General features: G+C 51.0%; 25 protein-coding genes and 1 pseudogene. 18 read left to right on the forward strand and 8 right to left on the reverse strand.

Annotated features, from left to right (window positions below; all coding sequences use genetic code 11):
• Positions 1–24 precede the first annotated feature (24 nt).
• From AMM48_RS07580 to AMM48_RS07620, 9 genes are all read left to right on the forward strand, one after another.
• Positions 25–318 carry a phosphoribosylpyrophosphate synthetase gene (locus AMM48_RS07580; protein ID WP_101301375.1) on the forward strand — a complete coding sequence of 98 codons (294 nt, stop codon included), beginning with the start codon at positions 25–27 and terminating at the stop codon, positions 316–318.
• A 68-nt stretch (positions 319–386) separates the two neighbouring features.
• Positions 387–692, forward strand: a complete 306-nt coding sequence (locus AMM48_RS07585) for a phosphoribosylpyrophosphate synthetase (RefSeq protein ID WP_102783572.1) — start codon at positions 387–389, stop codon at positions 690–692.
• 149 nt (positions 693–841) lie between these two features.
• Positions 842–1429: an rRNA adenine N-6-methyltransferase family protein gene (locus AMM48_RS07590; protein ID WP_102783573.1), complete on the forward strand. Its 588-nt coding sequence runs from the start codon at positions 842–844 to the stop codon at positions 1427–1429.
• Between the two features lie 176 nt (positions 1430–1605).
• A complete protein-coding gene (locus AMM48_RS07595) occupies positions 1606–2820 on the forward strand; it encodes an ROK family transcriptional regulator (protein WP_102783574.1) in 1215 nt (404 codons plus the stop codon).
• Entirely contained in the window at positions 2817–4091 is a 1275-nt protein-coding gene (locus tag AMM48_RS07600) for a M20 family metallopeptidase (RefSeq protein ID WP_102783575.1), read from the forward strand. Before AMM48_RS07595 ends, AMM48_RS07600 begins: the two co-directional genes overlap by 4 nt.
• 87 nt (positions 4092–4178) lie before the next feature.
• Positions 4179–5240, forward strand: coding sequence for a substrate-binding domain-containing protein (locus AMM48_RS07605; RefSeq protein ID WP_102783576.1), 1062 nt, complete (start codon positions 4179–4181; stop codon positions 5238–5240).
• Between the two features lie 112 nt (positions 5241–5352).
• On the forward strand, positions 5353–6354 hold the full coding sequence (locus AMM48_RS07610; RefSeq protein ID WP_102783577.1) for an ABC transporter permease: 1002 nt from the start codon (positions 5353–5355) through the stop codon (positions 6352–6354).
• Between the two features lie 23 nt (positions 6355–6377).
• The gene (locus tag AMM48_RS07615; RefSeq protein ID WP_102783578.1) at positions 6378–7577 is read left to right on the forward strand and encodes an alanine racemase; all 1200 of its coding nucleotides are present in this window, start codon (positions 6378–6380) and stop codon (positions 7575–7577) included.
• 10 nt (positions 7578–7587) lie between these two features.
• A complete protein-coding gene (locus AMM48_RS07620; protein ID WP_102783579.1) occupies positions 7588–8340 on the forward strand; it encodes an ATP-binding cassette domain-containing protein in 753 nt (250 codons plus the stop codon).
• 73 nt (positions 8341–8413) lie between these two features.
• Here the strand turns inward: AMM48_RS07620 and AMM48_RS07625 are convergent, their stop codons facing one another.
• Together AMM48_RS07625 and AMM48_RS07630 are read right to left on the reverse strand one after the other, a co-directional pair.
• A complete protein-coding gene (locus tag AMM48_RS07625) occupies positions 8414–8986 on the reverse strand; it encodes a putative glycolipid-binding domain-containing protein (protein WP_102783580.1) in 573 nt (190 codons plus the stop codon).
• Between the two features lie 85 nt (positions 8987–9071).
• Positions 9072–9725, reverse strand: a pseudogene (locus AMM48_RS07630) (ATP-binding protein); the annotation flags it as partial.
• A 30-nt stretch (positions 9726–9755) separates the two neighbouring features.
• Here AMM48_RS07630 and AMM48_RS07635 point away from each other — a divergent pair.
• The 3 genes from AMM48_RS07635 (at position 9756) to AMM48_RS07645 (ending at position 13326) form a co-directional block, all read left to right on the forward strand.
• Positions 9756–10559 (forward strand): TnsA endonuclease N-terminal domain-containing protein, encoded by an 804-nt coding sequence (locus AMM48_RS07635; RefSeq protein WP_102783581.1) that lies wholly within the window; start codon positions 9756–9758, stop codon positions 10557–10559.
• A 1022-nt stretch (positions 10560–11581) separates the two neighbouring features.
• Positions 11582–12421 (forward strand): Mu transposase C-terminal domain-containing protein, encoded by an 840-nt coding sequence (locus tag AMM48_RS22360; protein WP_244271160.1) that lies wholly within the window; start codon positions 11582–11584, stop codon positions 12419–12421.
• Positions 12418–13326 (forward strand): TniB family NTP-binding protein, encoded by a 909-nt coding sequence (locus AMM48_RS07645; RefSeq protein WP_071240281.1) that lies wholly within the window; start codon positions 12418–12420, stop codon positions 13324–13326. The genes AMM48_RS22360 and AMM48_RS07645 overlap by 4 nt, the downstream gene beginning before the upstream one ends.
• 2889 nt (positions 13327–16215) lie before the next feature.
• Here AMM48_RS07645 and AMM48_RS07660 read toward each other — a convergent pair.
• Positions 16216–16965, reverse strand: a complete 750-nt coding sequence (locus AMM48_RS07660) for a tyrosine-type recombinase/integrase (RefSeq protein WP_071240279.1) — start codon at positions 16963–16965, stop codon at positions 16216–16218.
• A gap of 644 nt (positions 16966–17609) precedes the next feature.
• Here AMM48_RS07660 and AMM48_RS07665 point away from each other — a divergent pair.
• Together AMM48_RS07665 and AMM48_RS22075 are read left to right on the forward strand one after the other, a co-directional pair.
• The gene (locus AMM48_RS07665) at positions 17610–17963 is read left to right on the forward strand and encodes a DUF2513 domain-containing protein (RefSeq protein ID WP_071240278.1); all 354 of its coding nucleotides are present in this window, start codon (positions 17610–17612) and stop codon (positions 17961–17963) included.
• Positions 17964–17979: 16 nt separating this feature from the next.
• A complete protein-coding gene (locus AMM48_RS22075) occupies positions 17980–18159 on the forward strand; it encodes a hypothetical protein (RefSeq protein WP_139192125.1) in 180 nt (59 codons plus the stop codon).
• A gap of 147 nt (positions 18160–18306) precedes the next feature.
• Here the strand turns inward: AMM48_RS22075 and AMM48_RS07670 are convergent, their stop codons facing one another.
• From AMM48_RS07670 to AMM48_RS07695, 5 genes are all read right to left on the reverse strand, one after another.
• Complete coding sequence (locus tag AMM48_RS07670; RefSeq protein ID WP_071240277.1) at positions 18307–18894, reverse strand: hypothetical protein; 588 nt, start codon at positions 18892–18894, stop codon at positions 18307–18309.
• A gap of 10 nt (positions 18895–18904) precedes the next feature.
• On the reverse strand, positions 18905–19645 hold the full coding sequence (locus AMM48_RS07675) for a hypothetical protein (protein ID WP_139192124.1): 741 nt from the start codon (positions 19643–19645) through the stop codon (positions 18905–18907).
• Positions 19646–20078: 433 nt separating this feature from the next.
• Positions 20079–21488: a ThiF family adenylyltransferase gene (locus AMM48_RS07685; protein WP_071240275.1), complete on the reverse strand. Its 1410-nt coding sequence runs from the start codon at positions 21486–21488 to the stop codon at positions 20079–20081.
• Positions 21485–21865, reverse strand: coding sequence for an E2/UBC family protein (locus AMM48_RS07690; protein ID WP_071240274.1), 381 nt, complete (start codon positions 21863–21865; stop codon positions 21485–21487). Before AMM48_RS07690 ends, AMM48_RS07685 begins: the two co-directional genes overlap by 4 nt.
• Positions 21865–22392, reverse strand: coding sequence for a multiubiquitin domain-containing protein (locus AMM48_RS07695; RefSeq protein ID WP_083379368.1), 528 nt, complete (start codon positions 22390–22392; stop codon positions 21865–21867). The genes AMM48_RS07690 and AMM48_RS07695 overlap by 1 nt, the downstream gene beginning before the upstream one ends.
• A 156-nt stretch (positions 22393–22548) precedes the next feature.
• On the opposite strand from AMM48_RS07695, the gene AMM48_RS07700 reads away from it, so the two are divergent.
• The 4 genes from AMM48_RS07700 to AMM48_RS07715 all read left to right on the forward strand — a co-directional run bounded on the left by AMM48_RS07700 (position 22549) and on the right by AMM48_RS07715 (position 26812).
• A complete protein-coding gene (locus AMM48_RS07700; RefSeq protein WP_071240273.1) occupies positions 22549–22938 on the forward strand; it encodes an antitoxin Xre/MbcA/ParS toxin-binding domain-containing protein in 390 nt (129 codons plus the stop codon).
• Positions 22919–23689, forward strand: a complete 771-nt coding sequence (locus tag AMM48_RS07705) for an RES family NAD+ phosphorylase (RefSeq protein WP_071240272.1) — start codon at positions 22919–22921, stop codon at positions 23687–23689. Before AMM48_RS07700 ends, AMM48_RS07705 begins: the two co-directional genes overlap by 20 nt.
• A gap of 311 nt (positions 23690–24000) precedes the next feature.
• A complete protein-coding gene (locus AMM48_RS07710) occupies positions 24001–24261 on the forward strand; it encodes a hypothetical protein (RefSeq protein ID WP_139192123.1) in 261 nt (86 codons plus the stop codon).
• A gap of 295 nt (positions 24262–24556) precedes the next feature.
• Positions 24557–26812, forward strand: coding sequence for a DUF87 domain-containing protein (locus tag AMM48_RS07715; protein WP_083379367.1), 2256 nt, complete (start codon positions 24557–24559; stop codon positions 26810–26812).
• Positions 26813–26835 lie beyond the last annotated feature (23 nt).

Genomic DNA, 26835 nt, shown 5'->3' on the forward strand with positions numbered 1-26835 from the left:
AAAACACACAGACGGAGGTTCACCATGAATTTATCCGACTTGCAGGAAATGGCCCGTAATCGCGGATTTTCCCATGTTTTCAGTGCATCGGGCGCCCTTGTGACATGTGACGGGAAACAGGCGAAGTATCATGCCGATGACCTGACCATCATCGATTCCAGATCCGTCGATGCCGGTACAGATCCCGGCGATGATGCCACCCTTTACATGATCGAGGCCAATGACGGCACACGCGGCATGCTGATTGTCCCTGACAGCTTTCATACCGATGCCGACAAGGCGGATCTGATCGATCATTTACGGCGCAAGCATTCCTGATTTCTGGAACAAGTTGTCTGGTCCGGCGTTTTCCCTATATCGAGCAAATTGCGTTTCAGGAGGACCAAATGACCTTGGCTGATCTTCAGGCAAATGCCAAAGAACACGGTTTCGAACATCATTTCATGTGTGAAGACGATGGTGCACGCAGCGACGGCACCGGCCATCTTTATCAGCCTCATGAATTACGTCTGGTGCATTCCACCAGCACCGACAACGGCACCGATCCCGGCGATGACGCCACCCTTTACATGATCGAGGCCAATGACGGCACCAAAGGGGTAATGATCATCCCCAACAGCTTCCACGCCGATCCGCAAGAAGCCCGTTTGATTGATGTTCTGCGTAAAAATCGACAGGAAAACGCCTCGTAACCTTTAGAATTGGTCACAAGGCTCACGATCTTGTGTCACCGCGACAGCGTGCAATTTCGCAAAATGAACACAAATAAACACCTGTCGCGACATAAAAGGTCAATAGCTTAGACTAACCATAAACACACCGTATCGAGGCAGACACGCACATGTCGGATCTTTTGCCGTTTTTTCGGGCCTGGGTAACCGATCCCAGACGGGTTTCGGCCATTTCGCCATCCAGCCCCGCACTGGCGCAGTTGATCACATCCGAAGTCGTCCCCGGTCAAGGCCCGGTTCTTGAACTGGGGCCGGGCACCGGGGTCTTTACCCGTGAACTGCTTAAACGCGGACTACTCGAAAATGATCTGACCCTGATCGAAGCGGGACCGTATTTTTCCCGTCTGTTGTCAGACCGTCATCCCGATGCGCGCATCTTACAAATGGATGCCACCCGGCTGGCAAAGGCCGGCCTTTATGCCCCTAGCACGCTTGCCACCGTTATTAGCGGCCTGCCGCTTTTGTCGATGAAACCGCGCCAGATCATGGGAATCCTGACCGGCACTTTTGGCTATTTGCGCGATGATGGTGCGTTTTACCAGTTCACTTATGGCCCGCGCTGTCCCGTCCCCTCGGCCATTCTCGGCCGTCTTGGTTTGCGCGCCACGCGCATTGGAACCACCGTGCGCAACATGCCGCCCTCATCAGTTTACAAGATTGAACGGCTTCAGCGCGCCCGCGCCTTGCAATCTGCATAAGCGTTATATTTCAATTACTTAACAATCAAAAATGCCCCAGAACCCAACGGGTTTAACATCGGGTGGCGCATTTTGCGCGCATATCACCCTTGACAGAGCTTCTTCTGATATAGATAGTTCGGTAACTGAACGAATTAAATAAACCAAACAATAATCAGATCAATCAGGAGAGGTCGGTGAGCGAATCCTTGCGCATTTCCCGGAAGTTTTCCCAACGTGCCGTGATGGAGGTCATCGTCCAGAATGGCCCGATTTCACGCGCATCCATCGCCAAACAAACCGGGCTTTCCAAACAAACGATTTCGGAAATCGTCCGTCAGCTTGAAGAAGCCGGCTGGGTACAGGAGACCGGGCGCACCACCGGCCATGTCGGACGCACTGCCGTTACCTATGAATTGATCCCCGATGCCGCCTTTATCGCCGCTGTGGACCTTGGCGGGACAAAGGTTCAGGTCGCCATTGCCGATCTCGCCTGTCAGGTTTTTGCCGAACAAGTCGCCCCAACCGATCCGCGTGGAGGCCAGCATCTGATTGATCAGATTACCGAGCTATGCTGGCAGGCCGCCGATTCCCAGAAGATCGATCGCAACCGCATTCGCCTTGCGGTCATTGGCGTGCCAGGTGCCCCCGACCCCAAGAGTGGCAAGGTGTTGCTCGCCCCCAATATTGCCGGATTTGAGGACATGGATGTCTTTAGCGCCTTTGAAAAGGCGTTCGGCTTTGATGTCATGCTTGAAAATGACGTCAATCTGGCGGTTCTTGGTGAAAACTGGCTCGGCGAAGGTCAAGGGATTGATAACCTGGCCTTTATCGCGCTTGGCACCGGTATTGGCAGTGGCCTGATGGTCAACGGTGAACTGGTACGCGGGGCCGGAAACGCCGCCGGTGAACTGGGTTTCCTGCCATTTGGCGCCGATCCGTTCGATACGGAATCCATTCGGGCGGGGGCCTATGAACGCATTGTTGCCTCTGTCGGCATGATGCAGCGTTACACGGCCCTGACCGGGCGCGATGTCAAAGTCCCGGCGATCTTTGATGCCGCCAATGACGGCGAAGATGCTGCCAATCAGGTTCTTGATGAAACGGCGCGCTACCTTGCATTCGGGGTCGGTGCGATCACAGCCATCGCCAACCCGGAAAAAATCATCATTGGCGGATCAATTGGCAACCGCCCGGAAATGATTGCCCGCACGCAAAAATTCCTGCCGCAAATCATGCCCCAACCCATCACAATCGTGCCCAGCAGCCTGCATCAGCGTGCGGCCATCGTCGGTGCCGCCGCCATCGGGCTTGGTCATCTGCATAATACCTTTTTCGGGGCGGATGCCCCCGATGGGCGCATTTCCCTGCCGCCTGCCAGCAGTGTTTCCCTTAAGGGGGCAAGCACATGACCAAAACCAACGATCTGCACAGCAAACTGGCAGCTTTGCTGGACCGCGAAGATGCACTCGATCTGTTTCGCGGCGCCATTGGTGCGCAAAGCATTACCGGCAACGAAGCCAATTTCGTCGCCTATCTGTCCAAACAGATGACCAACCGCGGGGTTGAAGCCATCACCACCGCCGAATTTGAACCCGGTCGCCCAAACATCTGGGGCGAACGCAAAGGTGTTGGCGAAGGAAACACTTCGAAATCGAAACGACTTTTGTTCATCGGCCATACCGATACGGTTCATGTCGATGGCTGGCGCGATCATTGGAAGGGGACCGAGCGCGAAGATCCCTTTGGTGCGCCGTTGATTGATGGCGAAATCTGGGGCCGGGGATCGGGCGACCTTAAGGCCGGGATTTGCGCATCGCTTGCCGCACTCAGTCTGCTGGATGCCGCGGGTATCAAACTTAAAAACGATCTGGCCTTTGCCTATGTCGGCGATGAAGAAAGCGGCCAGCCCGGATCGGGTATTTCCGCCGGGATCAAGGATTACACTCACCGCATTGCCGCAGGTGAAATCGCCAAGCCCGACTTTACCGTTTATGTCGAACCAACCCGTCTGGCGGTCTATCCGGCCCAGATCGGCTTTTACATTGCCGACATCAAAATCACCGGTAAATCGGCTTATTTTGGTGTACCAGAGCTGGGCAAGGACGCACTCAAAGCCGCCCATTCCGTGATGTCCGCCCTTTGGAACCATTCCGATGATCTAAAATCACGCGGCCATCATGACCTGATCGGCGAAGGCTTCCTTCTGATCACCGGATTGACCGGCGGCGGTTTCATTGCGGTACCGGAAGAATGCAAACTTTCGCTAATCCGTAAATTGCTGCCCGGCGAAAGCCTTGATGACGCAGCGCGTGAAATGGAACAGGTCATTCGCGGCGCGATTGCTGATCCGGAAATTCAGGTGTCGATCAGCTATCCGGCGGGCCGCGACCATGCGCTGGGCGGATCGGCGGCTGAAATTGACCCGAACTTGCCTGAAGTCCGCGAATTGTCAAACGCCGTTGCCACCGCCATGGCCAGGCGCGGCAAGATCGAAGGTGCGCCGTTTTGGTCGGAAACTCCGTTCTTTGTCAATGAGTTGGGTACCCCGGCAGTCTATTGCGCGCCGGGTGATATCCGAAACTGCCACACATTCGAAGAACGCGTCGATATCGAAGAATATTTTGCAGGCATCGTCGCCTTTGCCTGCTTTATGGCCCGTTATTGCGGGATCGCAGACTAACCGTCCGGCGACACAAGACACGTTAAAGCCAAGACAAAACAACGAAACCACAAAACAAAAACACACCATCTATCAGAGGAATGGCTCATGTTGATTAAGGGATTGCTTCAAATCGGTCTTATTGCCGGATTCATGATGAGCAGCACTGCTGCCTTTGCACAAACCGTTGGTCCGAACGGCGAAACCGCCACCCCCAGTGCAGAAATCACCCTTTCGGATGCCGAACTTTCCAGCTTAAAGGAAAAAGGCCTTAAGGCGGCCTTGCTGTGGCATACATCATCGGATTTCATCAATGCGGTATCTGCTGGTGCAACCGATGAATTCGCCAAAGCCGGTGTCAAGATTGCTGTCACCACCGACGCCGGTTTTGATGCCGCACGTCAGCGCAGCGACATCGAAACGGCCCTGACTGCAGAACCTGATATCATTCTGGCCCTGCCGCTTGATCCGGTGACATCTGCTGCAGCTTTCCGCGAAGCAGTTGAAAACGATACCAAACTGGTGTTCCTGTCCAACCTGCCGTCTGACTATAAACATGGTACCGATTATGCCGCCATCGTCACCGATGACCTGTTTGCCATGGGCAAACAAGCGGCTGATGCGCTGGCCACAGAAATCGGTGGCAAGGGCAAGGTCGGCTGGATTTTCCATGACGCGACCTATTACGTCACCAACCAGCGTGACAATGCGTTCAAAACCACGATTGAAAATGACTATCCGGGCATCGAAATCGTCGCTGAGCAGGGCATCACCGACCCGGCCCGCGCCGAAGAACTGGCAAATGCCATGCTGCTTCAGAACCCCGATCTTGATGGCATCTATGTCACATGGGCCGAACCGGCTGATGGCGTTTTGGCGGCCCTACGTGCCAATGGCAACAAACACACAAAAATCGTCACCCTTGATCTATCCGAACCGGTCGCAATTGACATGGTCCGTGATGGAAATGTGACGGCAATTGTCGCCGACAAGGCCTATGAGTTGGGCCGTGCCATGGCGGCAACCGGCCTTAAGGCTATTTTGGGCGAAGAAACACCGCCCTTTATCGTTGCCCCGGCCTTAACGGTGAAAAAAGAAAACGTTCTGGATGGCTGGAAAGAGTCGCTTAACCGCGATGCACCGGACTCCATCATCAAAATGATGAACTGATCACCTGTTTACCGGGCGGTACCTCATCGCCCGGTAAACGGACATCGATAATGGTTTCTGACCATCCATGACACCCTTTGCTTTGCCGTTCCGCCCAAGGAAGTGACCGATCATGTCCCAATCAAAACCCGGCAACCCGACATCTGCCAACGCCGCCGCCAGCAGATCACTGCGCCAGATTGTTGGCCGGATCAATCTGCAGCAATATGTCGTTTATTTTGGCTTTCTTGCCATCTTCCTGTTCTTTGCCATCACACTGGGCAACAACGGGTTTTTAAGCATCCGCAACCTGTCAAACATCGTGCTGCAAACTGCCCCGGCGACCATCCTTGCGATTGGTCTGGTGTTTGTGTTGTCGGCGGGTGAAATCGACCTGTCGTTTGGCTCCATCGTTGCCGTTTCCGCATTGGCCGCCGCCGTGGTCATGAATGAATACGGGATAGTGGCTGGCATTGCTGCTGGCATGGGGGCTGGTCTGCTGGCCGGGGCAATCAACGGAACGGTTGTCGCCTTTGTCCGTCTGCCATCATTTCTAGTGACCTTGGCAACCATGGGATTGTTTGCCGGGATTGCCCGATCAATGACCAATCTGCGCTCCATCCCGGTTCTGGATGGCGATTTTGCCGGTTTCTTTGGATCGGGCAGCTTTTTAGGCATTCCTTCGTTGATCTGGTGGACGGTTCTGGCCGTTGCAGTTGGTCATTTCATTTATCGCGAAACCCGATTTGGCGCCCATGTCCTTGCCACCGGTGACAACCCGCAGGCTGCCAGTGTGTCGGGCATCAAGGTTGCGCGCATTCGGCTTTATGTCCTGATGCTGTCGGGCGGATTGGCCGGGCTTGCCGGGTTGCTCTATGCCGGGCGTTTGCAGGCGGCCAAATACACGCTTGGCGAATCTGATCTGATGACCGTGATTGCGGCTGTCATCGTCGGTGGAACCCTTTTGCATGGGGGGCGGGGAACGATCATCGGGGCGCTGATTGGATCGCTGATGATGGGGATGCTCAATAATGGGCTGATCCTGATGGGGCTTTCGGTGTCCGATCAAATGATCGTCCGGGGCCTGATCATTCTGGCCGCCGTTGCCGTCTCGTTGCGCGAAAAAGCGCGATAAGCCCAAAAAGCAGGAGAAAAACCATGTTTCTTGATGTCTTACGCCGTCGCAATCCGAAATTCGTCGAGGCCGCCATGGCCCTTCACCGTGACGGCAAAGTACCCGCCAATGCCTATATCCTTGATCTTGATGCGGTTGAGGCCAATGCACGCACCTTGAAAACCGAGGCCGACAAACACGGTCTGAAAATATTTGCCATGACCAAGCAGGTCGGACGCGCCAGTTCGTTCTCGCATGCGGTGATGCGTGGCGGCATTGACCGGTCGGTCGCGGTCGATATGGCCTGCGCGCGCGCCACTCATAACGCCGGGCTGCGCGTTGGGCATCTGGGCCATCTTCAACAGATCGCCAAATTCGAAGCAAACGCAGCCGCCAAACGCTTCCGCCCCGATTATTGGACTGTCTTTAACGATACCAAGGCGACCGAGGCCGCCACCGCCGCCCACAAGGCCGGGTATGTTCAGGATATTCTGGCCCGCATCCACGCCGAAGGCGACACCTTCTATCGCGGCCATGAAGGCGGGTTTAGCGCCGATAACATCACAAATGTTGCTGATTTCATTGACGATTTGGCGGGCGGACGCTTTGCCGGAATTACAACATTCCCCGCCTTACTGTTTGAACATGACAGCCGCAAGGTCCTGCCAACGCAGAATTTAACCACGCTTACCAAGGCCGCCGAACGTCTGGCAAAACATGGCCGTTCTGATATCGAAATAAATGCGCCGGGCACCACGTCCTCGGTTCTTTTGGCTGGTCTGGCCGAAGCGGGCGCAACTCAATGCGAACCAGGCAACGGCATTCACGGCACCACCGCCCTTCATGTGGTTGAAGATCTGCCGGAACTGCCTGCTGTGCTGTATCTGTCCGAGGTGTCCCACCTGTCGGGTGGTAAGGCTTATTGCTTTGGCGGCGGGTTCTATATTGATCCGATTTTCCCCGATTATGACGTCCAAGCCATCGTTGGCGATGAGCCAACCACCGCAGAAACAGCCCTTCGTTCAGTCGAAGTACCACCGCCCTCGATGATTGACTATTACGCCATGATCGATGCCACCGGGCCAAAGGCCCCGAAACCGGGCGATACCGCCATCTTTGGTTTCCGCGGGCAGGCCTTTGTCACCCGTGCCTATGTGGTTGGGGTATCGGGTATTTCGACCGGAAATCCGGTTGTTGAAACCATTGAAAACAGCTTTGGCGAAACCGCCGCATGGCCGGTTTAGGAGACATCTTATGAGCAATACAAAACCGGTCCTGAGCCTCAAAGACATTCAGAAGCATTTTGGCGCGGTCACCGCGATTGAAAACTTCTCCCTTGATATCCATCCCGGGGAAATTGTTGCCCTTGTCGGCGATAATGGCGCGGGCAAATCGACCCTGATCAAGATCATCTCGGGCGTTTATGCGCCCAGTTCCGGCACCATCACGATTGAAGATGAAACGGTGTCAATGGCCAGTGCCGAAATTGCGCGGTCGCATGGGATTGAGGTCGTCTATCAGGACCTCGCCCTTGCCGATCAGCAAAGCGTGTATATGAACATGTTTCTGGGCCGTGAAATCACAAACAAAATTGGCATGCTTGATCGCAAAACCATGATTTCCGAAACGCAGAAACTGGTTGATGAACTGGATGTCCGTATTCCAAGCCCGCATGCCACCATCCGTGATCTTTCGGGCGGTCAACGCCAGGGGGTTGCGATTGCGCGCGCCACACGTTGGGCGAAAAAGGTCATCTTGCTCGATGAACCGACGGCGGCCCTGGGTGTTGCTGAAACCGCCAAGGTCGAGGAAATCGTTGAATCACTGAAACAGCGCAATATCGGCGTTCTGATCATCAGCCACAGCCTTGATCAGGTTTTCCGTCTGGCTGATCGCGTATGTGTGCTCCGCCGCGGTCAGCAAATCGGCATTCGTGAAACAGCCAAAACCGATAAAAACGAAATCATCGGCATGATCACCGGCTTACAACAAAGTGATGCGGCGTAACCCCGACATCCATTGGAACCACCACCTCCAGCCGAGACTGCTTGGCTGGGGGAATACCCCATCAGATATCATCCTAACTGGTTTCCTCAACCCGCCGGAAGGTATCAGGATAATCCATCACCAAGCCAAACCGGTCCAGTTCCAGCTCGGCCTTGAATGACCGGAATAATCCTTCGTAGCGATACCGCCGATCCGCAATCAAACAGGTATAGCGCTGCTGTGCCGGGACAGGCAGGAACGCCCCCTCGATCTGGCTTGGCAGCGGGACATAGGCTGCGACAATGTCTTGGCGTGCCTTTGGCGCCAGCCCAAGCCGCTTGATCGCCAAGGTATTGGTGGCCGGGGTCACACCAATATCAACATCAAAGCACCCATCAAGCGACGGCACCGGCCGGTCGCCAAGGATGTCATGCCAATGACCGTCCCCATCGGCCACAACATGCAACGTCTGACCGCCGATATATTTGACCAGTACTTCACGTGTCCGACATTGCGCGTCCGCGCGCACCGAATAATAGGCACCATATTTGCCCCCGCGCGTGCCTGAAACCACTCCTTCAAGGATCAAATGCTCGTCATCCTGAACAAGCGTGCAGCGTTCAAGCCCCTGTCCCTGCCAGTTGGTCCAACACACCGATGTCCGCATTCAATCCTCTCCTCTGTGCAAAATGTCGTCAAACTCCGTCGCCACCGCATGTTGGCGATTTGGGCAGGCAATAACGGAAAATTTCTTACCGCCGATACATCATCTGCCGGTAATTAAGCGCCTCGGCAATATGCGGGCGTTTAACAACACCACTGCCCGCCAGATCGGCAATCGTGCGCGCCACCCGCAAAATCCGGTGATATCCACGCGCCGAAAGCTTCATGCGCCGGGTGGCATCCTGCAACAGTTCCCGCCCGGCATCATCGGGGGCGGCCGCAGTTTGCAGGACTTCGCCATCCGCCAAGGCGTTGGTTGAGATATGTTCGTTTTTATATCGTAACATTTGAAGTTCACGCGCCAGAAACACCCGTTCGCGCACGGTGGCACTGGTTTCGCCATTGGCGGGCAAATCAAGTTCTTCAGGCTTCACGGCGGGCACATCAATCTGAATATCAAACCGGTCCAAAAGCGGGCCTGAAAGCCGCGCCTGATAATCCTCGCCACAGCGTGGTGCCCGACTGCATGCAAGGTCATTATCGCCCAGATACCCACAACGACACGGGTTCATCGCCGCCACCAGCTGCACCCGGGCCGGATAGGTCACATGCGCATTGGCGCGCGCCACCGACACCTGCCCGGTTTCAAGTGGCTGACGCAGCGCATCGAGTACATTTCGCTGAAATTCCGGCAGTTCGTCCAAAAACAAAACCCCGTTATGGGCTAGCGACATTTCACCGGGTGGAAAAGTTTTCTAAATGTGAGATTCGCTATGGCCAATGATATCAACGACCAATGGACTGACTGGTTCTCTAAATATGAGACTCAGCACGATAACCTGAGACTCGCTAAAATTTCCTCGGAATCTGACGCTTTATTCGAAGTACTTTCAGCAGCCTCCCAAACCACCATCAGTCAGCGCGAAATTCCGCCGAGCAGGATTTCATCAACTGGAAACATCATTATCGATAGCACAGGTGGCTTCGTAAAGTTTGAAAGCCGCCTTGAGCGAGACTTCATTACAATCATGGCTCTGAGAAGAGGTGTGCGTGTTATCGATGCACAACCCATAAAGATTGGTTATTTTGACGAAGACTTTCGCCTCAGGTCTTACACCCCAGATTTCCATATCGTGCGACGTGTCTACCATAACAACATACCAACTCATCTTGAAAGCATCTTTGTCGAGGTCAAATTCACCTCTGAGCTTAACGGCCCAAAATCGCCGGATCTCATAGGAAAATTCAAGCACGCTCAACGTTGGGCAAAACGGCGCGGCTGGAGATTTGCTGTCTATAGCGAAGACGAAATCAGAACGCCGGAACTGCATCGAGCCGAACAGCTAATGCCATTTCGCCGCAATCCCGAAAATACGAAGCTGGAAACAGCCATTGCATCACTTCTTCGGACAGGCGGACCTAAACTGATTCAAAACGTTCAACAAGAATTGGGAAACTTCCCAAGTAACCTCGTATTTTCTGAAGTTCTAAGGATGCTGGCAAACCGCCAAATCGCATCTGATCCGATGTCGCTCGTAACTGAAAATAGCCTTGTCAGTATGTGGCAAGATTTCTAAGTAAAGTGGTGGTCGATATGGCACCTGCTGACGACTGAGCCATTATGTGGTATGTTTCGGGTCCGAATCGAAATAGAACGCAGGTTGACGCCATGATGCAACAAGGTCATCCCCCAGTTGCCAGCGATAACAAGCGGGATAAGGTTTCCGACGAAGAATGGAAAAGGGCGTGCCAATTTCGCACTAGTGTCGAACGGTGGCTAGATACCAAGCAGAAGACCAGAGCCCAAGCTGAAGCACATGCAGAAGAATTGCATGTCTCACCTGCTACGTTCTACAGACTGGTCCAACGATATATCAAGAAGCCAAACACCTCGTGTTTTTTGCATTCGAGCAAGAAGACCATGCCTAGAACTGGACGGCTCACTAAGGATCAAGAGGCCTTGATGACGTCCACGATCGATACACATTACCTAAACAAACGAAGACCAACGCTAGCCTCTGCGTACAACGAGTTACGTGTAGATTGCCAACTAAAGAATATCCCGTTGCCTTCAATATCCGCATTTCGGAAACGGATTCTTTCGGTGGCGCCCAAAACCGTATGCAGCAAACGGTTTTCAGTAAAGCACGCGAACGAAAAATATAAACTGGAACAAGGGCACTTTCCGTACGCAGAGTATCCGCTGCAATGCATTCAAATTGATCATACACCAACCGACAGACATCTCGTCGATCCAGAAAACAGATGCGTAATCGGAAGAGCCTTTTTAACGACCGCTATTGATTGTTATAGCCGAGCATGTCTCGGATACTATGTGAGCTTTGCACACCCCAGCACTCTTTCCGTTGCGATGTGTCTGACACACGCTGTCCTAAGGAAGGACAAATGGTTACTTAAACGCCGTATTAGCGCTCCATGGCCAATGCACGGACTACCCGGCATAATTCATACCGATAATGCCAAAGAGTTCAGGAGAAATCTGTTTGTCAGAGATTGCCAAGAATATGGAATATCCGTTCTGTTCAGACCCTTAGGACAACCGAATTTTGGGGGCACAGTAGAAAGCTGGATCAGAAACATGAACCGGCAAAATCATGGGCAACCAGGTTCGACAAGAAGCCCTCCAAACAAGAATTCCGACTACAACCCGGAAAAAGATGCATGCCTGACTTTAAGCGAATTAGATCGAAGGTGGGCTCTTTTCATTACTGGCGTCTACCATAACAAAGTGCATACCGAAATCGGCATGCCCCCGATGGCAAAGTTCGAACAAGGTTTACAGATAATGTACGAAAAATATGGCAAGACAAGCAGAGAACCTGAAGACCCAGATCGCTTTTTGTTGGATTTCCTACCGCAGGTTACGAGAACGGTTCAGAAGTACGGCGTTCGCTTCAATCACATTGAGTATGATGGTGAAATCCTGGATCACCTCCTCAATATGGGCGAGAAGAGAAGCTACACGGTTCGCTATGACCCACGCGATATCTCCAAACTGTTCATCTATGTGCCTAGCGAACAGAAGTATTACCCGCTCGTCTACAGGGATAAATCCCTGCCACCAATGAGCCAATATGAATACAACATCATTACTCGTGAAGCAGAGCGTGCAGGAAGGGCTTTAGAGAACGAGACTCAGATTGTGGAAAGCCTGCTTGAAATGCGTCGGGACACCGAGAAAGCTCTCAAAGAAACGAAGCACCACAAGCGCAAGAGACGGCAAAAGGCACTCCAGCCTAGCAACAACCCTTCTACAGTTCCAGCCATCAATAACGGCGAAAGAGCCAAACACGTTGATGGTAATAAGCTCGCCACTACACGGGAAGCGGATAGAGACAAAGGCGGACGCTCGGAAGGGCGTAAAGCAGTTTATGAGTTCGATCCAAAGATTTTGCAGACAGGGATTGATCTCGAATGACATCTCACCTGCACCCAAGAACCCTCCAGCTACTCGCGGAAAATGCGGAAAAGAAAACCCTTTGGATGAAGGAACCAAAGTGGACTTCCTACGAATATGCTGATCGTTTGTTGAGAGAGATTTCTCTCACAGTAAAACAACCTCCGTGTCATCGGATGCCTTCAATGTTGCTGATTGGAAAGAGCAACAACGGAAAAACGATGATTCTGGAAAGAGCGCTTAAAGCTCATCCGCCGATCACGGATATCGAAGCTGAATCCAACAATGTTCCCGTTATATTTATAACCATGCCCCCCAGACCCGATTTGCGACGTTTTTATTCCATGATGCTAAAACGTCTGGGGGCACTCTTTAAAGAGTCAGCCGCGACTTCTGTTCTTGAGATCCAAACTCTTACTTTATGCGAAAGTCTCGGTCTTCGTTCAATCATCATTGACGAGTTTCACAATGTCGCCCGCTGCAGTGTTCGGTCTCAGCACGAGTTTTTGAACATGCTGCGATTTTTAAGCAATGAGTTACGCATCTCTTTTGTTGCTGCTGGCATAGACTCTGCAGCACGGGTCATTGCATCTGACCCCCAATTAGCCAGCCGATTTCGCCCCTATAGTTTGCCTCTATGGAAAGACGGCGAGGAGTACCGAAAACTTCTCTATATGATCGAATCCTTGATTCCGTTACCCGAACCTTCATTCCTTTATAAGAACGAGGAAATTGCACAGATGATCCTCACTGTAGGTGAGGGCAATTTGGGAGATATGATCGATTTTCTGAAAGAAGCAACTTACATTGCATTTGATGATGGCTCCCCAAGCCTTACAGTTGCTCACTTCAGGGATACTGGCTTTGTTCCAAAGTCCGTTCAGGCAGCAAGGCTACGTGATTTGGCCAAGCAGTCTCATGGCTAGGAGCTATTTACCAGTCCGTCCACGGCCAAAATGCGGTGAAAGCCTATCGAGCTGGGTTGTCCGAACGGCGCATTTGAATGGGCTTTATCTACAAACATTTTGTGATCTGGTCTGGCCCCTCTATCCGATATGGAACAGGGATACTGATCGCCTGGGAGACTCAAACATTCTCCGTCAGATGGCGATACTGACGGGCACTTCGCCAGCAAAAGCACTCGCAACCACCTTTCCATTTTACGAAAAGCTTTTGCTACCGGAAACTTCAGGCTCAGGGTTGCAGCAAGAGATCACCGTCCTTGGGATATTTCACAGACTTCATAAGAAGTTCGGCCAAACCTATTGTCCACAGTGCCTAAAGGAAGAGGGCTACTATCAGCTGTTTTGGCGCCTAAATTGCGTTACGGTTTGTACAAAACATCGCCAACGTCTGCTTGATCGCTGTTGGAATTGCGAAGCACCCGTCTGCCTGCATCGCGGCGAGATCCACAAGTGCGACAAATGCGGCATGGACCGGCGTGACGCAAAGACGAATTTTCACATTGATTCCTATGCCTTCCGACTACAACAGAGGATAGATCAAGCAATAACAACGGGGACAATTTTCTGGGACACCCCATCGGATACGCCGAAAGCATTGCTTCGATTGATCTCAGAACTTATGCGTTGCTGCACAGGGCAAGGGCACAGAGCACCTGAGCTACGGAATACTGTCCATAAATTGATGGGTGGAGATTATGAGAGGCTCAACATGCCAGGCGAAAAACCCAACATTGGCGTTCTCGATTGCGAAACTCGACATCAACTAATGGCACTCGTGGGTCGGCTCATTTTCAACTGGCCCTGGAGCCTTATCGCGTGCGGCACGAATGCCAAGTGTTGGCGATCCTACTTCTTACGTCCGATTGATGACCCATGTCACGAATTACGTGAGGGTACAGCACTGCTCAATTATGACCTCAATAATCCAGTTTATTAATTGCACGCAAAAGATCGTCTCCTACCCCTTCTCGGCTCTTAGCTTTTCTTCTGACAGGGTATGAATAGCATCCGGCTACTTCTACGAGTTCTTCCGTTCGAGGCCAACCGCCATTACTTGACCGAACGCCAGTGTAAAGAATATCCAAGAGAACATCCTGACCAAGCCACATTTCTTCGTCCGGCTTGACCAAAAAGTTTCCAAGTCGCAACGGAGAATAATGGGGCGGCGATCGCCGCTCGACACAGAACAAATAGTAATTCGCGTTATGAAGGTACAACCTTGCCATTAGGACACAAAGTCGGCGTTTGCTATGGGGCTGTACGAGGATCGGGGTGCCCCACCACTCAGGTATTTCAACAAGTGAGATCGTCGGATATTCATGACTCATTGGAAGCCAATCGGCAGCCAATGTCCATACCTGCGCTGAAGTGGACTCAACCAGTGAGAAAAGTGCGGATGCGGTCGGGCTGATTGGAAAGCCAACCTTACTGCCCAACCAAGTAGTGAAGATAGCTCTGTTTCCATTTGGGCTAGATGGAAGGAGTTGAAATGTTCGGAAACGATAGTCGTAATGAGGAGCTTGACCCAAGATCGTCCGTATTCTTTTGAAAGGAACTTTTACCTTCTGATCAAATAGTGTCCTAGATACTCGAATTAGCTCTTCCGGCGTATTCACATTTCCAATCGACCTCTCTTTTGGATGATCCGTCGGGAGTCGATTGTAACTGGCTGGACGGAGGGGAGGGCCAACTTGCGCGGTTCTCAACGCAAGTTCGGGTGGCGGTGTCCACCTAAACGTTTTCCGCAGAATTGACTCACCAAAGAATCCAGAAACCGGGACATCAATTCGACCGTTTTTATTCGGTCTAAACCTCTTCGCAATTTTTTGCTTGCTTGAGAAATAAAGTCGCGTGACACAGTGTTTGGGTTCAATTGAAATAATCTGAACAGCTTGAATGGCCTGACGATTGATTAATTGCCCTTCAGCCGCCTCATCTAGAGGACGGTCCAGTTTTGGCTCTGAAGTCAACACACGACGCCCCAGAAACTCGATCATAAACGGTTCGGTAAACGGAAAGAGTAGGGGAAATTCGGAGAATGCGCGCCCGTCGCGAAACAAAATACCGACGAGCATCTGAGCTGTTTTACTGAGGTAGGCATTCGATCTTCCACCCGAAACCTGAAAGTTCGCCAAATTTATAGCCGCACGAATATAAGTCAGACTGTCACATTTATTCAGTACGGCCTCATACCTTAGGCCAACTTGTTTTGGTTGCCGCTGAAAAAATCGCGGCAATACGGGCTTCGTCGCTCCTTCCAGAAGATACTGGACCAAGAGAGGTGATTTGTGAAAATAGATCCAAAAAAGATCGCCGGGACTTAGAAGAATTTTTTCCTTAAACTCTGATCCATAGTGGCTACGATTACCAGACTGTCTCAAGATAGACGACACACGAAACCGAGGTGCAATCCACCCTTGATTAATTCTATTACTCTGTGATGAACGCGAGAGCAGAACATCATTCTTGGTTTCGCGATGGAGCCAAACATGTTCTATAGATTCTGGGTCAACCCACATCCTATAGGTCACCAAAGACTGTTCTTTGGGTAGGATCTGTCTGTGGTAGAAAAGAAGTTGACTCTCACGGACCTGCGAAAAATCCTTGATGGGAAACCGTCGCAGAACTGCTGTATGCGCGTTTGATCTGGCCCATCCGTAAAGATCGTGTTCGACTGTTAAAACTGATTCATTGATTTCCAAAATTCGAGCAATCAACCAAATCTGCTGAGAATCATAACCTTCCTCGACCGACAACATACTGTCATGTCCGACCCCCACAAAATCGAGCAGATATTGCGGGTGTTCAAATTCTCTCGCGACATACGCAGGAATGCTTTTAAGTTCGGCACTAGCCTCTTTCATCTTGATCGAAACCTGCTCCAAGACTTGCGATGACTTTCCGGTAAGCATTGCCATCGACGCCAGCAATGTATGGCATGAGACCCCTTTCGGTGCGATGGTGCGTGACATTGAGAATATCGCCGTTCACAACGCCGGCATGATGAGCTGCGGTAATAAACCCCCGCCGCAATGAATGAGCACCATACTCTTCGTGAGGAGCTCCAAGCTCGGCCATCAGATGCTTTATGAGGCGGTAAAGATATCGGTCGGAAACGTGCTGCATGGTGGGAGCATGAGCCGCAATTCGAGGAAAGCAGAATTGGCTACTGTCTGAGAGCTCACCACGTAATCCGCTTAGCACTGACCATGCACACAATGGTGAAGAAACTCTGGGAACAAAACAGCCATCAATCGCTTTACCTGATTTGCTCCAACCAGTGGTGATACAGAACCCCTCTTCCTCAAATCGGATGTTACTCCATTCCAAGCAGACCAACTCCGATCGACGCATCGCGCTAGCAAAACCAGTCAGTAACATCGCACGATCCCGTCGACCCTTCAGGGTTTGGGGAATAAGTTCCAACGCTCGGAGAAGCGTGTCAGGTTCGATTTTGCGTTTAGGTCGATTGATATTCTTTTTTGCGCGCCGACACCCTTTCAGGAGGCGAGCCAAAAGCTCGCGATCGTCCCTTACCGCGCACCCGGAAAGTCTTAGATGATGCCGGATCGCCGAGAGGTCTTGTGTCAGAGCCGACATGCCTACTATCCGGGAACGCTCTGTGAGAAACAGACCGATTGTCTTGGCCGAAGGAGCGCTCTGTACCAAGCCGTGCAACCTGCACCAATCCTGATATCGTTTCCAAGCAGCTTGGTATCTTCGACGCGTAGATGTTGCCAATGCAGTGTCGACAAGATCGCCGGCCGAGGCCGCCAGACTAAGAAGGTAGGACTGCTCTGTACTAGGCCGATTCATGGGACTGCTCCAAGGGAAGAAGCGAGCTGAATTCTGCCCTAGATTGAAGAATACCTCAAGATTTTGACGCATCAAGCTCCCAGGATGCACTCATCAAGTTTCACGCATTTCGGAAACCGCATGAAAATTCTGATTACATGAAAATTCTTCGAGAAAAAGTAGAAGTCCATTTTTTCAATGGTTTGGTATCCACTCCATTTTTTTCAATGAGACTCCCGTTTTCATCTTTGAGACTCGTTTTTTAATTTGAGATTCCCTTTTTCGTGGATGAGACTCATTAGTCGGGAAATACCTGCGGCATTTTGAGTCATGTCGTATGTTATGGATGGGCAGCAAAAAGGGTATAAGATTCTCGTAATGTAACGTCGTCGCATGCGCGTATTGCGTCCAGGATGGTGCTCAATTTGTTCGTTGGCAGGAGGGATTCCATGCATCGGGATGACAGCTACTTGCGTGATCTCCTAATGGAGATAGAGGACAGTCCAGATATTGTTTTTATTACACGCCGACCACTCAGCGCTTCGGCAGAGCTCAAGAAGCAAAACCATCACCTGGAATTACTTTGTGATTGCGGCTTTCTTGCACGGGTCAATGACAACGCCTATCGCCTGACTTCGGCAGGGCATGACTTCACACAAGCACTTCGCAATGAGACGATCTGGTCCAAGACCAGAAGCAAAGTGGCCGAGGCCGGTGGATATGTGACCTTGGAGATTCTCTCGACCATCGCCATTGGTTATCTGAAACAGGAGATATCAAAAGCGACAGGTCTCACACTCTAGGAAACACGAGGTAGACATGAACAATGAAGAGCGACGCCGTCGCGCCATTGCACACTTCGCGCGAGAGGCCGCAAGAGTGAACGCCAAACTTTCTGAAGAACAAGAAGATGGCCATTGTCGGATTGGCTTCAGGGCTGATGAAAAAGCGAGTTCCCGAGAATATTCTCAAAGAGCTGGCGCAGTTGAATTTGATTGAACGAAAACTCGGTGGGCCCGCACTGACCATCCTTGGAAAATTTGTCGCGCGATTAAATGGTGCACATACATAGCCCTCGTACCAGATCAGGCCATTGCTGAACGTTGGTGTGACCGGTTTAACAAAGCAACTTTGCTGCTGGGAACTTTAGTAAGGCTGAACATAATACACTTGATTGTCGGCACTACCATTCCTGTATATTTTTGTGCAGAGAAAGCGCTGACCTTCCTTCGTGCTACATGGCCGAACGCTGCTGTTCTCAACTAACTCCAGTAACTCAACATTCTGCGCCAGTTGTGCATATTCCGCCCGCTTGGCTTCCAAACCGAAGAGCGGACTAAAATAAAAATATCCTACCGTAATCAGAGTCAAGATTAGCACAATCAGCATCGCCTGAACGCCAAGGATCGGCCATAGGACTTTTCGCGCTTTTTGAGTCATGTTGGTAGTGACAGCTTCTGCACATTCCTTAGCTTTTTCCGCTTCTTTATACATTGCCGAGATATCGGATTTCACACTTGTCCCAATGTCACGGGCGATAGGTTTCATCGCGCGCTCTAGTGCTGCAATAGCTAAACTGGTTCGGGTTGTTTCTTCAAACCGCTCAACCGCTTTCCGCAAGTCATTTGCCGCTTTCAAAGAGATTTCCCGGTCATTTTCAGCCTTCTCCATCAAGCCGTAAAAAACCCGCAACGCTTCTTCGAACTCAGTTGAGCTCTTTGAGAATTCATTCATCTGCTAACCCCTACATACTTAAGCCGCGCGAAATTGTTCTATCTTGCGATCGCTCCCGTTCATTCACTCGTGAGCGAGTTTTGCTGGTATCAATCTTTTGATCCAGATCGCGACGTTGGTCTTGATGTAATCGCTGAAGCTCACGACCTGTCATTGCAAATTGTCGAATGTCAGGTAACGCCTGAAACTGAATCTCACCGGTTGACGCACCGCCAACAATTATAAAACCGCCGCTATCCCCAGCCGAACCACTAGCTTTGTACATTCCCTTGTATGCCTGCTGAACAAGCTCAAGATAATCGCAACACTCCTTGCCTGAAATTCGCAAGTCCGTCACTTGCACCCCGTCCAAAATCGTATTTGCGATCAAATCCAAGGTGGTTTTTTTGAGGCCTGTTACAAAGTCAAGGTATGGCGCACAGAATACTTCAAGGCTGCCACTGCGCAGATCGTTTTCGATATAAAGATGGGTTGCCCGCGAGATGTTACAGAAACGCCGATCATGGACGCTCAGATATCGTTCGAGGAAACGGCGTTTGTCCGTTTCCTTCTGACTTCTACTGGCCCTACGTTTGAATTCAATCAGATGGTAAACGTTTGGCATACCGATCAGAACATCTGCCAATGATTGGTCCATCGGAGTTTGCTGCAACAAATTAATATTCGTTGGTGGAGGTAGGGCTCTTCGACCTGCACAAAACCCGAGTGTATAAATGAAACCTCCAATAACAATATTTTCGTAAACGTCCACGCAATATCCTTTCGAGATTCAAGTTAAATTTTCTGATTCTGGTAAACTAAATTCAACTTCTAGATCTCAGCTCAGGCGCTATTTCCACTATCTCCGCACCAATCGATTTTTCCTTTCCGGACCCAAAAATGACTTTTGCACCCTGACGTCTGCCGCACAGACGGATTGACTGTTGGTCGTCTCAGCCAATCGCTTGAAACTCCCCACCGTGGTCGCTGTCTCGGATTGAGTGGCAATTTGATTATTTCTCCACATCCATCCGGGCAATGGAAGCACAACCATTTGTCGATCTTGTCTCGGACAATCAACATCTCACCGGATCTTATCTGTTCCGGGTTCGGGTGACGCGAAACAAAGCGTACTGTCACATCACTGCAAGTAACAAAGTGGAAGGCCTCCAGAAACTTGCGTACTAGATTGATTAAGATTCCCATCATCCGGTCCGATCAAGAAAAGGTTCAATATCTGCACGACCCCAAATTGTCGGATCCGCACATATGCCACAACCAGGTATCGCCTTTGCTCCTTGTACCCGTTCTGTTGCTCGGTCAAGTCGACGATATCTTTGCCACGCCCACCGACCCTCTGCGCGAAAGTCCACCAAGCCTTGCAATAATTCGTTCACTGCCATCGTTGCGGCTTCGGTCGTAAAAGTCACAACCGCAGGCGCCGGATTGCCACTTCCCCGAACATAGGCTTCGTTCTTTAAGGCCTCGTATTCTTCCGGAGAATGTCGACGAAGATCTTCTTCCCGTGCACGTGTGACATTCACTGTCTTACGACACACAAGACACGGTGCACTGGGCGCCAAAACAGAAACCCTAGCCGCCATTTCTTGTAACCCAGGCGCTCCCGACTCATTTGGCATTAAGACCAGTCCAGTATCGATGACCGGAATCAGATAGAACAGGGCAAAGCGGTTCAAAAACAAGCGCCCTGAATGATCATCAGTACATCCAAATATGACGTCACAAGATTTTAGTGCGTCACGCGCCTCAGGCGTATTCACCCAACCCCTGATTGAAGCGACCTGAACGCCCAATCCCATTCGGTTAACTTCGCGCACCATCACATCAACTTTTGGCGTCTTTTCGTTGGCGTCATCAATGGTTGCACCTTGTAACCTGTTGAGGTTGGTCGTCTCTACGATATCGTCATCGAGAACCACGATCCGACCCACCCCAAGACGGGCCAGAAGATGAACAACAGGACTGCCTGTCCCGCCACATCCGACTACACCCACTCTTAAATCCCTGAGCGCAGCGTTGACATCTTCACCAAATGCCAACGCCTGACGATCAAGAAACGCTTTCGGCCGATCTCGTTGTATCGTCGAGACTTCAATACCGGAACCAATGAAACTGATCCGTTGACAGTCGTCAGGCACGCTAGGACCGTTCCACACTCGGGCCCGGATCGTATCTTTGCCAACCTGCAGCACGCTAACCAACGGATGTTCACCGCCGTTACGATTGACCATCAACTGATAGAGATCACGTTCATTTTGATCATCTTGGTCTGAGAATGCGTCTGTGCAGGCTGGATGGTTGTGAGCAATAGCCACGACCAAACCGTCCTGTTTTGCACGCTGACAAAGCTTTACAAAGGAGTTGGTCTTCCAAGTGACATGCCTCCGACTTGCGGAAACATAGTCCTCTTCTGGAATTGGGATGACTTCATATGAGGTATAGCGAACCCGGCGGGTCAGTTGCCATGGGTCTTTAGCAATATCGCTGATACCAAACAGCATATATGCAGCCCGTTCTTCACCTTTCCTACTGGCCAACAGCTGGCAGAGCTGTTCTCGGTGAACTTGCTGAAAGATCAGGTCACAATTTGTCACGCTGCCACCTCCAGCGCTTGTTCAATGCGCTTTACCATTGTCCAAAGCCCATCGACCCCAGGTCGCCACTGGTCATTGTGTCGCGACCAGCGTTGCCAGCTTTTCCGATCAAAGTTAATGCGAACATTTGTGCAATTAGGTTGCCGGTGGCTCGCAACTAATTGCAGATGCGGAAATGCGTAGAACATATCAGGAGGAGCATCCGGATAGGCTGGCGGTAACATGATCAGGATATCAGCACTTGCTGTTTGGTATTTCCCTGCCGGCAGCAAGAAGTTTTCAAGAACCACTCCTTTCTTGTTTCCTTCCACAACTTCGTGGAAGGAAACGTCACGGTCCGCAAGATAACGACGATCTTTCGAAGGCAAGAAGGACATCAGTTTGATCCTTCCGTGGTATCTGAAACACCGGTGAAGAAACGTTCCAGTCCCGCGTGATCTAGGCGTACGAGATCATTGTCTGCAATCAAACGATCCTCTGCGCCCCGAATTTCCTGCCACACAGAGTATTTGGCAGGATCTACACCCGCGAGACGCTTGAGCACACGACCACTCACGACGGCCTGCCCCCATTCAAGGCGTTTGCCATCAAGATCAATTCGAAAAGACTCAGCGCTGGTGAAGATGAGAAACCGCTCAACCCCAGCCTCACGAAGATCGACGGTCTCTTCAAGTCGAAGCTCTTCAAGCTCACCATTCTTCAGAACCTGAAATACCAACCGTTCTTCGGCTTTACGCATACCGGTGGCCTCGATGACCTGACGACCCGTCGGAATCGGATCATCGAGAACGAACTGCCTAAAATTGAGGTCAGCATCGCCAACAAGGATTTCGTAGGACCCTTTATCTTTGGGTTTACGCCCTTTATCGGACCCTACGCGGACATCTTCAACAACAGCACTCATAATCAAACTCCTTCGCGTCATTCCTGAATCGGCGGATTTACTTGCAATTTACCTTTCATGGACTAGAATCATGAAAGCGTCTCGATATAGACCAGTATAGATCTGGACTAAATGGATTCGCAAGTCCAAATATAAACTATTTTTAGGAGCCTATGCATGACACGCTCTAACCCTGTGCGCGAAACGGATGCAGGGAGTGTTGATCGGTCGTCTGCAATCGACGCCTTTTCCAGCCTGGCCGAAACTTGGGAGCTCTCCACAGACGAACAGATCAAACTTCTGGGTTCGCCAGCCAGATCAACGTTTTTCAAGTGGAAGAAAGAAGGAGGCAATCTGCCAAACGACACCACGGAACGCATATCTCACTTGCTGAGCATCTATAAAGCGCTCGAAATTCTGCTGCCGGACCCGCAGGCTGCCGACAAGTGGATTAAAACCGAGAATGAATTTTTCGATGGCAACACTGCGCTTGAAGTAATGCTTGGTGGTCAAGTCATCGATATCTACAAAGTAAGAGAGTATGTAGATGCGCAGCGAGGTGGATGAGTTCCCCGTTCGAGACATCAACGAAACCGGTTATCTCCTGATTCCTTCCCGTTTTCCGCCCGTTCCAATTTACGGGCGGATTGCCAACGGCAATGACGAGCAATTCGTAAAGCTCGAAAGCATGACCAACCCGAGGCTCAAGGAACGGGAGAAGCTGATTTCGCTCAGCGGCCATTCACTCGACGAGACGTCTCCCAAACTCCAGAACTGGAACCACGCACCATTCGCTTATCCAAATCCAGAAGGAACCTGGCTATTTGATAAATCGATCAGGTGCTTGGAACTTTCCACCGACAGGCAGACTGCCCTTGCAGTTTCCGTCAAGAAGCGGGAAATTTTTCTTGGACGCACGTCGGAGAAGCCGATTGGCCTAGACATGCGGATGCTGGGAAGACCTGTGATCGGGCGCTTTCTGGATGCCCGCATGCTGTCACTCAATCTGGCTAGATCAGAACGTCGCAATATTGGCGCAAGTATCCTTCAACGATTGCGAGATATGGAAAAGAGCGAAGAGGCAAATGTTCATGGGGTTCTGTTCCACTCGCCGGAACGACCAACAGGCACAAGGTTGGTCGTGCTACAGAGGGATGCTGTTGCTGATCGGGCGACACAGATGGAGCATTATCGGTTTTCATGGAACGGACAGAAGATCACGAGTTTGTATGCTTTTGACAGCAAACGTACAGACCAAGAAAACAAACTCGACCCTGATGATCTAAAACGTGAAGAACCTATCCCTCAGGTTGCGTGATGGCATTAAACGGGCTTCTTTGGGCCGGACCTTCGATTAGGGTCTAATATGCTCTGGTGAAATGCGTAGATAATGACTCACCGGATCAAATGATCCATCCTTACGCTCCGAGACAAACTTGAGAATGGCGTCCGCTACAAGCTGGGCGCCATTCTTTTTATTGCACGCCTTTGGACTTCGTTCCCATTCATCCTAGATTTTTTCTGGATATCCCTTGTGCAAACAAGGATCTTGCAAGATATGGAACCATATCGGGATAAAATTTGTCCTGATGATTACCGATATATCAAGAACCAAACATGGAGCTTTACATGCAAGAAGAAAACGAAGAATACATACCCAGCCCCCAAAACCTGGAGGTTTCTTGGGACATCATCACGGACGCCAAGCAAAAGATGTATGAAGCGCGGGATGCGGTTCGTGTTGCTGAGGCAGAGTTGTGGCAAATTAGGGAGGCAGCCTGTGCCAGCATCGAAAACGATGGCATGCAGATGCATATTGTAACGGTTGACGGCCGAGTGGCGAAAATCATTACCACAATGGATGAGTTTGACGCTTACATGGCATGTTGATACGCCAAAATAGCCACTGCGAGCCGAAACCAACACCATGTTCGCATTGGATCCTTCTTTGAAGTTCGCCCAAAGATCGCAGGGTACGACCACCAAGAGATGATCACCACAGCAGCTTTTGTGATCGACACAGACAGAGCTATGGTCAGGTCTCGGACTTCAATAAGTACCTGATTACTGCTCTTGCGAGCAGGATACCTATGCAAACGCGAAATCATCCTAAGCTCTCTGGATAATCTTGACGCCCAAGTTCTTATGGCCGTCTAATATTCAACAGTTTTGGGGGATTTAGAGAATGGCAGAAGCAACTCGGCGCAAAACACGAAATCGGGTCTTCAGCCTTATTCTATACGGCGCGTTTCTCGCATATTTACAGCATCTGTTTATTTCAACCGGCTTTACCCCCAATCAGAATGCCATTTGGCTCTATAGCGGCTTTGCCAGTCTGCTATTTGGCAGCCGTCTGCTCAATCCGCACTTCACACCACCTGCCGATGCAGCAACCAATGCTTTTATGGCAGGAGCAGCTTTATTTGCGGGATCTCTTGTCGTTGAACAGGACAGCCTTGATGCAACGCTACTAACATCGACTATCGCGCTATGCGTTGTCATTTTTATCACCTCTGTAGGAGTGCTGCTCCTCAGACCTTCCAGCGGATCAGAAAACCGCCCCTGGGTGCGGATGCTCGACAACGCTGTGCGCAGTTTGGGAAGCCCGGTTGTCCTCTTCACGATTGTCATTCTGATCTGCGTCTGGATTTTCCACCGTTCGCAACCTTATGAAGCACCAATCATTCTGACTGCCTGGGCGGTGATCGTGGTGCTGAGGCCGGTTGAGTCGGTTTTGGATTTTTGTGATTGGACTGCTCAGCAATGGCACGTTCTGACAACCAATGATGTTGTTGGCGAAATTGCAGCCTATCAGTCCCCCAACATCGTTCTGATACGTCAAAGCGGAGACACCAGAGTTTCTCGTGGCACACCCATGATTATCGCCGACAATAATGGACCCTGGATGCTGGGCGTTGCCTTGAACTATGTCGGGCGTGACGAAGGAATTTTGCTTAGATCTCTGACGGTAGAACTGCCCAAAGGCCTCCAAAACAACCTGAAAAATCTGACGAAAAACCACACTTCAGGCACAGCACTTGCTGTTTCTGCTGCACCTGACGCGCTAGCTGACATCGATGAAATCGCACAGATTGAACGACTTTGCGGCATCGTCGTAAGCGATGCCAATCTCGAGTACCTTCTGTTTGAAGTCATCGAAGACACTGATCTTGCCGAAGGGCGACTGGTTGAGTCAAAAATTGGCAACCATAGCGTCATTTTTCAGATCATTGACGGTTTGACGCGCGAAGACATTGTTCAGCAGAAAAACACTTATGGCTATGCCCGTGCCAAGGCCCGCAAGATTGGTCGATGGGATAGTGATGCCGGCAAATTCATACCGGTAAAATGGCTGCCACGGATCAATGCGCCGGTCTTTCTGCTGGAAACCACGGACCAAAACATCTCTCCAAACGTGGTCGGACATTTTCCCGACACCAATTTTGGCGTTGGCGTAAACATCTCCGAAGCCGTCACCCACAACACTGCCATTCTCGGTATCCTCGGCATCGGCAAGAGCTATCTATCGATCGAACTGGTCGAGCGCATGATTGCCGACGGCATCAAGGTCATTTGCTTAGACTTGACCAACCAATATGCGACATTGCTGTCGGAATTTATTGATGCGACCTACGAAGGTCAGCAACATCAAGAACTGATGAACGCAGGGCGCGGCGGCGTAGCTCACCAGAATCAAGAGCAAGGCGGAAGCCATCCCGCATTTCGAGCAAAGGTTACAGAGCAACTACGCGAATTCCTTCTGCCGGAAAACCCAAGGAGTTTACGTGTTCTCAATCCGGCACAATTTGAAGTTACTCGGCAAGCTGGCCGCATGTATCAGGGCGATGCAAACTGGGCCACGCTGACACCAACTGAAATTACCGCGATTTTTTCGGATGCCGCTCTTGAAGTGTGCCAGGAACTGGGAATGGCTGACCAAGGTCGGCTTTGTCTGGTTTACGAGGAAGCACACTCGCTTGTCCCGGAATGGAATTCGGTCGTAGCTGAGGGTGACAAGGCGGCAACGGCGCGAAGTGCTCGCGCAATTCTGCAGGGACGAAAATACGGCCTTGGATGTCTGCTCATCACCCAGCGTACCGCCAACGTAACCAAAACCATTCTCAATCAATGCAACACAATCTTCGCGATGCGCACATTTGACGATACCGGCAAGGAGTTTCTCTCCAACTATATCGGCCGTGATTATGCCGGTATATTACCTAGTCTTGAAGCCCGTCATGCCGTGATTTTTGGCAAAGCTTCGTCTTGTGAAAATCCCGTTCTTGTTCGACTGAATGACCGTCAACCCTTCCTCGATTCTTTCCGGGCCCAGAATCCAGTGCCCCAATTGCCTGCAATCGAAACTCCAAATGAGGGACCACAGTCCGCAACAGGACAAAAAGCAATTGTTGATGACTTGGATGATGAGATTCCTTTCTGATCATCCCAGACATAAGCGCTACG

The sequence above is a fragment of the Thalassospira sp. GB04J01 genome (genome assembly GCF_000751115.1).
Taxonomy (GTDB): domain Bacteria; phylum Pseudomonadota; class Alphaproteobacteria; order Rhodospirillales; family Thalassospiraceae; genus Thalassospira; species Thalassospira lucentensis.

What these genes read in the sequence shown, in the direction of transcription:
- AMM48_RS07580 (WP_101301375.1), top strand. Translation starts at nt 25, where the DNA reads ATGAATTTATCCGACTTGCAGGAAATGGCCCGTAATCGCGGATTTTCC.
- AMM48_RS07585 (WP_102783572.1), top strand. Translation starts at nt 387, where the DNA reads ATGACCTTGGCTGATCTTCAGGCAAATGCCAAAGAACACGGTTTCGAA.
- AMM48_RS07590 (WP_102783573.1), top strand. Translation starts at nt 842, where the DNA reads ATGTCGGATCTTTTGCCGTTTTTTCGGGCCTGGGTAACCGATCCCAGA.
- AMM48_RS07600 (WP_102783575.1), top strand. Translation starts at nt 2,817, where the DNA reads ATGACCAAAACCAACGATCTGCACAGCAAACTGGCAGCTTTGCTGGAC.
- AMM48_RS07605 (WP_102783576.1), top strand. Translation starts at nt 4,179, where the DNA reads ATGTTGATTAAGGGATTGCTTCAAATCGGTCTTATTGCCGGATTCATG.
- AMM48_RS07610 (WP_102783577.1), top strand. Translation starts at nt 5,353, where the DNA reads ATGTCCCAATCAAAACCCGGCAACCCGACATCTGCCAACGCCGCCGCC.
- AMM48_RS07615 (WP_102783578.1), top strand. Translation starts at nt 6,378, where the DNA reads ATGTTTCTTGATGTCTTACGCCGTCGCAATCCGAAATTCGTCGAGGCC.
- AMM48_RS07620 (WP_102783579.1), top strand. Translation starts at nt 7,588, where the DNA reads ATGAGCAATACAAAACCGGTCCTGAGCCTCAAAGACATTCAGAAGCAT.
- AMM48_RS07625 (WP_102783580.1), bottom strand. Translation starts at nt 8,986, where the DNA reads ATGCGGACATCGGTGTGTTGGACCAACTGGCAGGGACAGGGGCTTGAA.
- AMM48_RS07635 (WP_102783581.1), top strand. Translation starts at nt 9,756, where the DNA reads ATGGCCAATGATATCAACGACCAATGGACTGACTGGTTCTCTAAATAT.
- AMM48_RS22360 (WP_244271160.1), top strand. Translation starts at nt 11,582, where the DNA reads ATGAACCGGCAAAATCATGGGCAACCAGGTTCGACAAGAAGCCCTCCA.
- AMM48_RS07645 (WP_071240281.1), top strand. Translation starts at nt 12,418, where the DNA reads ATGACATCTCACCTGCACCCAAGAACCCTCCAGCTACTCGCGGAAAAT.
- AMM48_RS07660 (WP_071240279.1), bottom strand. Translation starts at nt 16,965, where the DNA reads ATGTCGGCTCTGACACAAGACCTCTCGGCGATCCGGCATCATCTAAGA.
- AMM48_RS07665 (WP_071240278.1), top strand. Translation starts at nt 17,610, where the DNA reads ATGCATCGGGATGACAGCTACTTGCGTGATCTCCTAATGGAGATAGAG.
- AMM48_RS22075 (WP_139192125.1), top strand. Translation starts at nt 17,980, where the DNA reads ATGAACAATGAAGAGCGACGCCGTCGCGCCATTGCACACTTCGCGCGA.
- AMM48_RS07670 (WP_071240277.1), bottom strand. Translation starts at nt 18,894, where the DNA reads ATGAATGAATTCTCAAAGAGCTCAACTGAGTTCGAAGAAGCGTTGCGG.
- AMM48_RS07690 (WP_071240274.1), bottom strand. Translation starts at nt 21,865, where the DNA reads ATGTCCTTCTTGCCTTCGAAAGATCGTCGTTATCTTGCGGACCGTGAC.
- AMM48_RS07695 (WP_083379368.1), bottom strand. Translation starts at nt 22,392, where the DNA reads ATGAGTGCTGTTGTTGAAGATGTCCGCGTAGGGTCCGATAAAGGGCGT.
- AMM48_RS07700 (WP_071240273.1), top strand. Translation starts at nt 22,549, where the DNA reads ATGACACGCTCTAACCCTGTGCGCGAAACGGATGCAGGGAGTGTTGAT.
- AMM48_RS07705 (WP_071240272.1), top strand. Translation starts at nt 22,919, where the DNA reads ATGCGCAGCGAGGTGGATGAGTTCCCCGTTCGAGACATCAACGAAACC.
- AMM48_RS07710 (WP_139192123.1), top strand. Translation starts at nt 24,001, where the DNA reads ATGCAAGAAGAAAACGAAGAATACATACCCAGCCCCCAAAACCTGGAG.
- AMM48_RS07715 (WP_083379367.1), top strand. Translation starts at nt 24,557, where the DNA reads ATGGCAGAAGCAACTCGGCGCAAAACACGAAATCGGGTCTTCAGCCTT.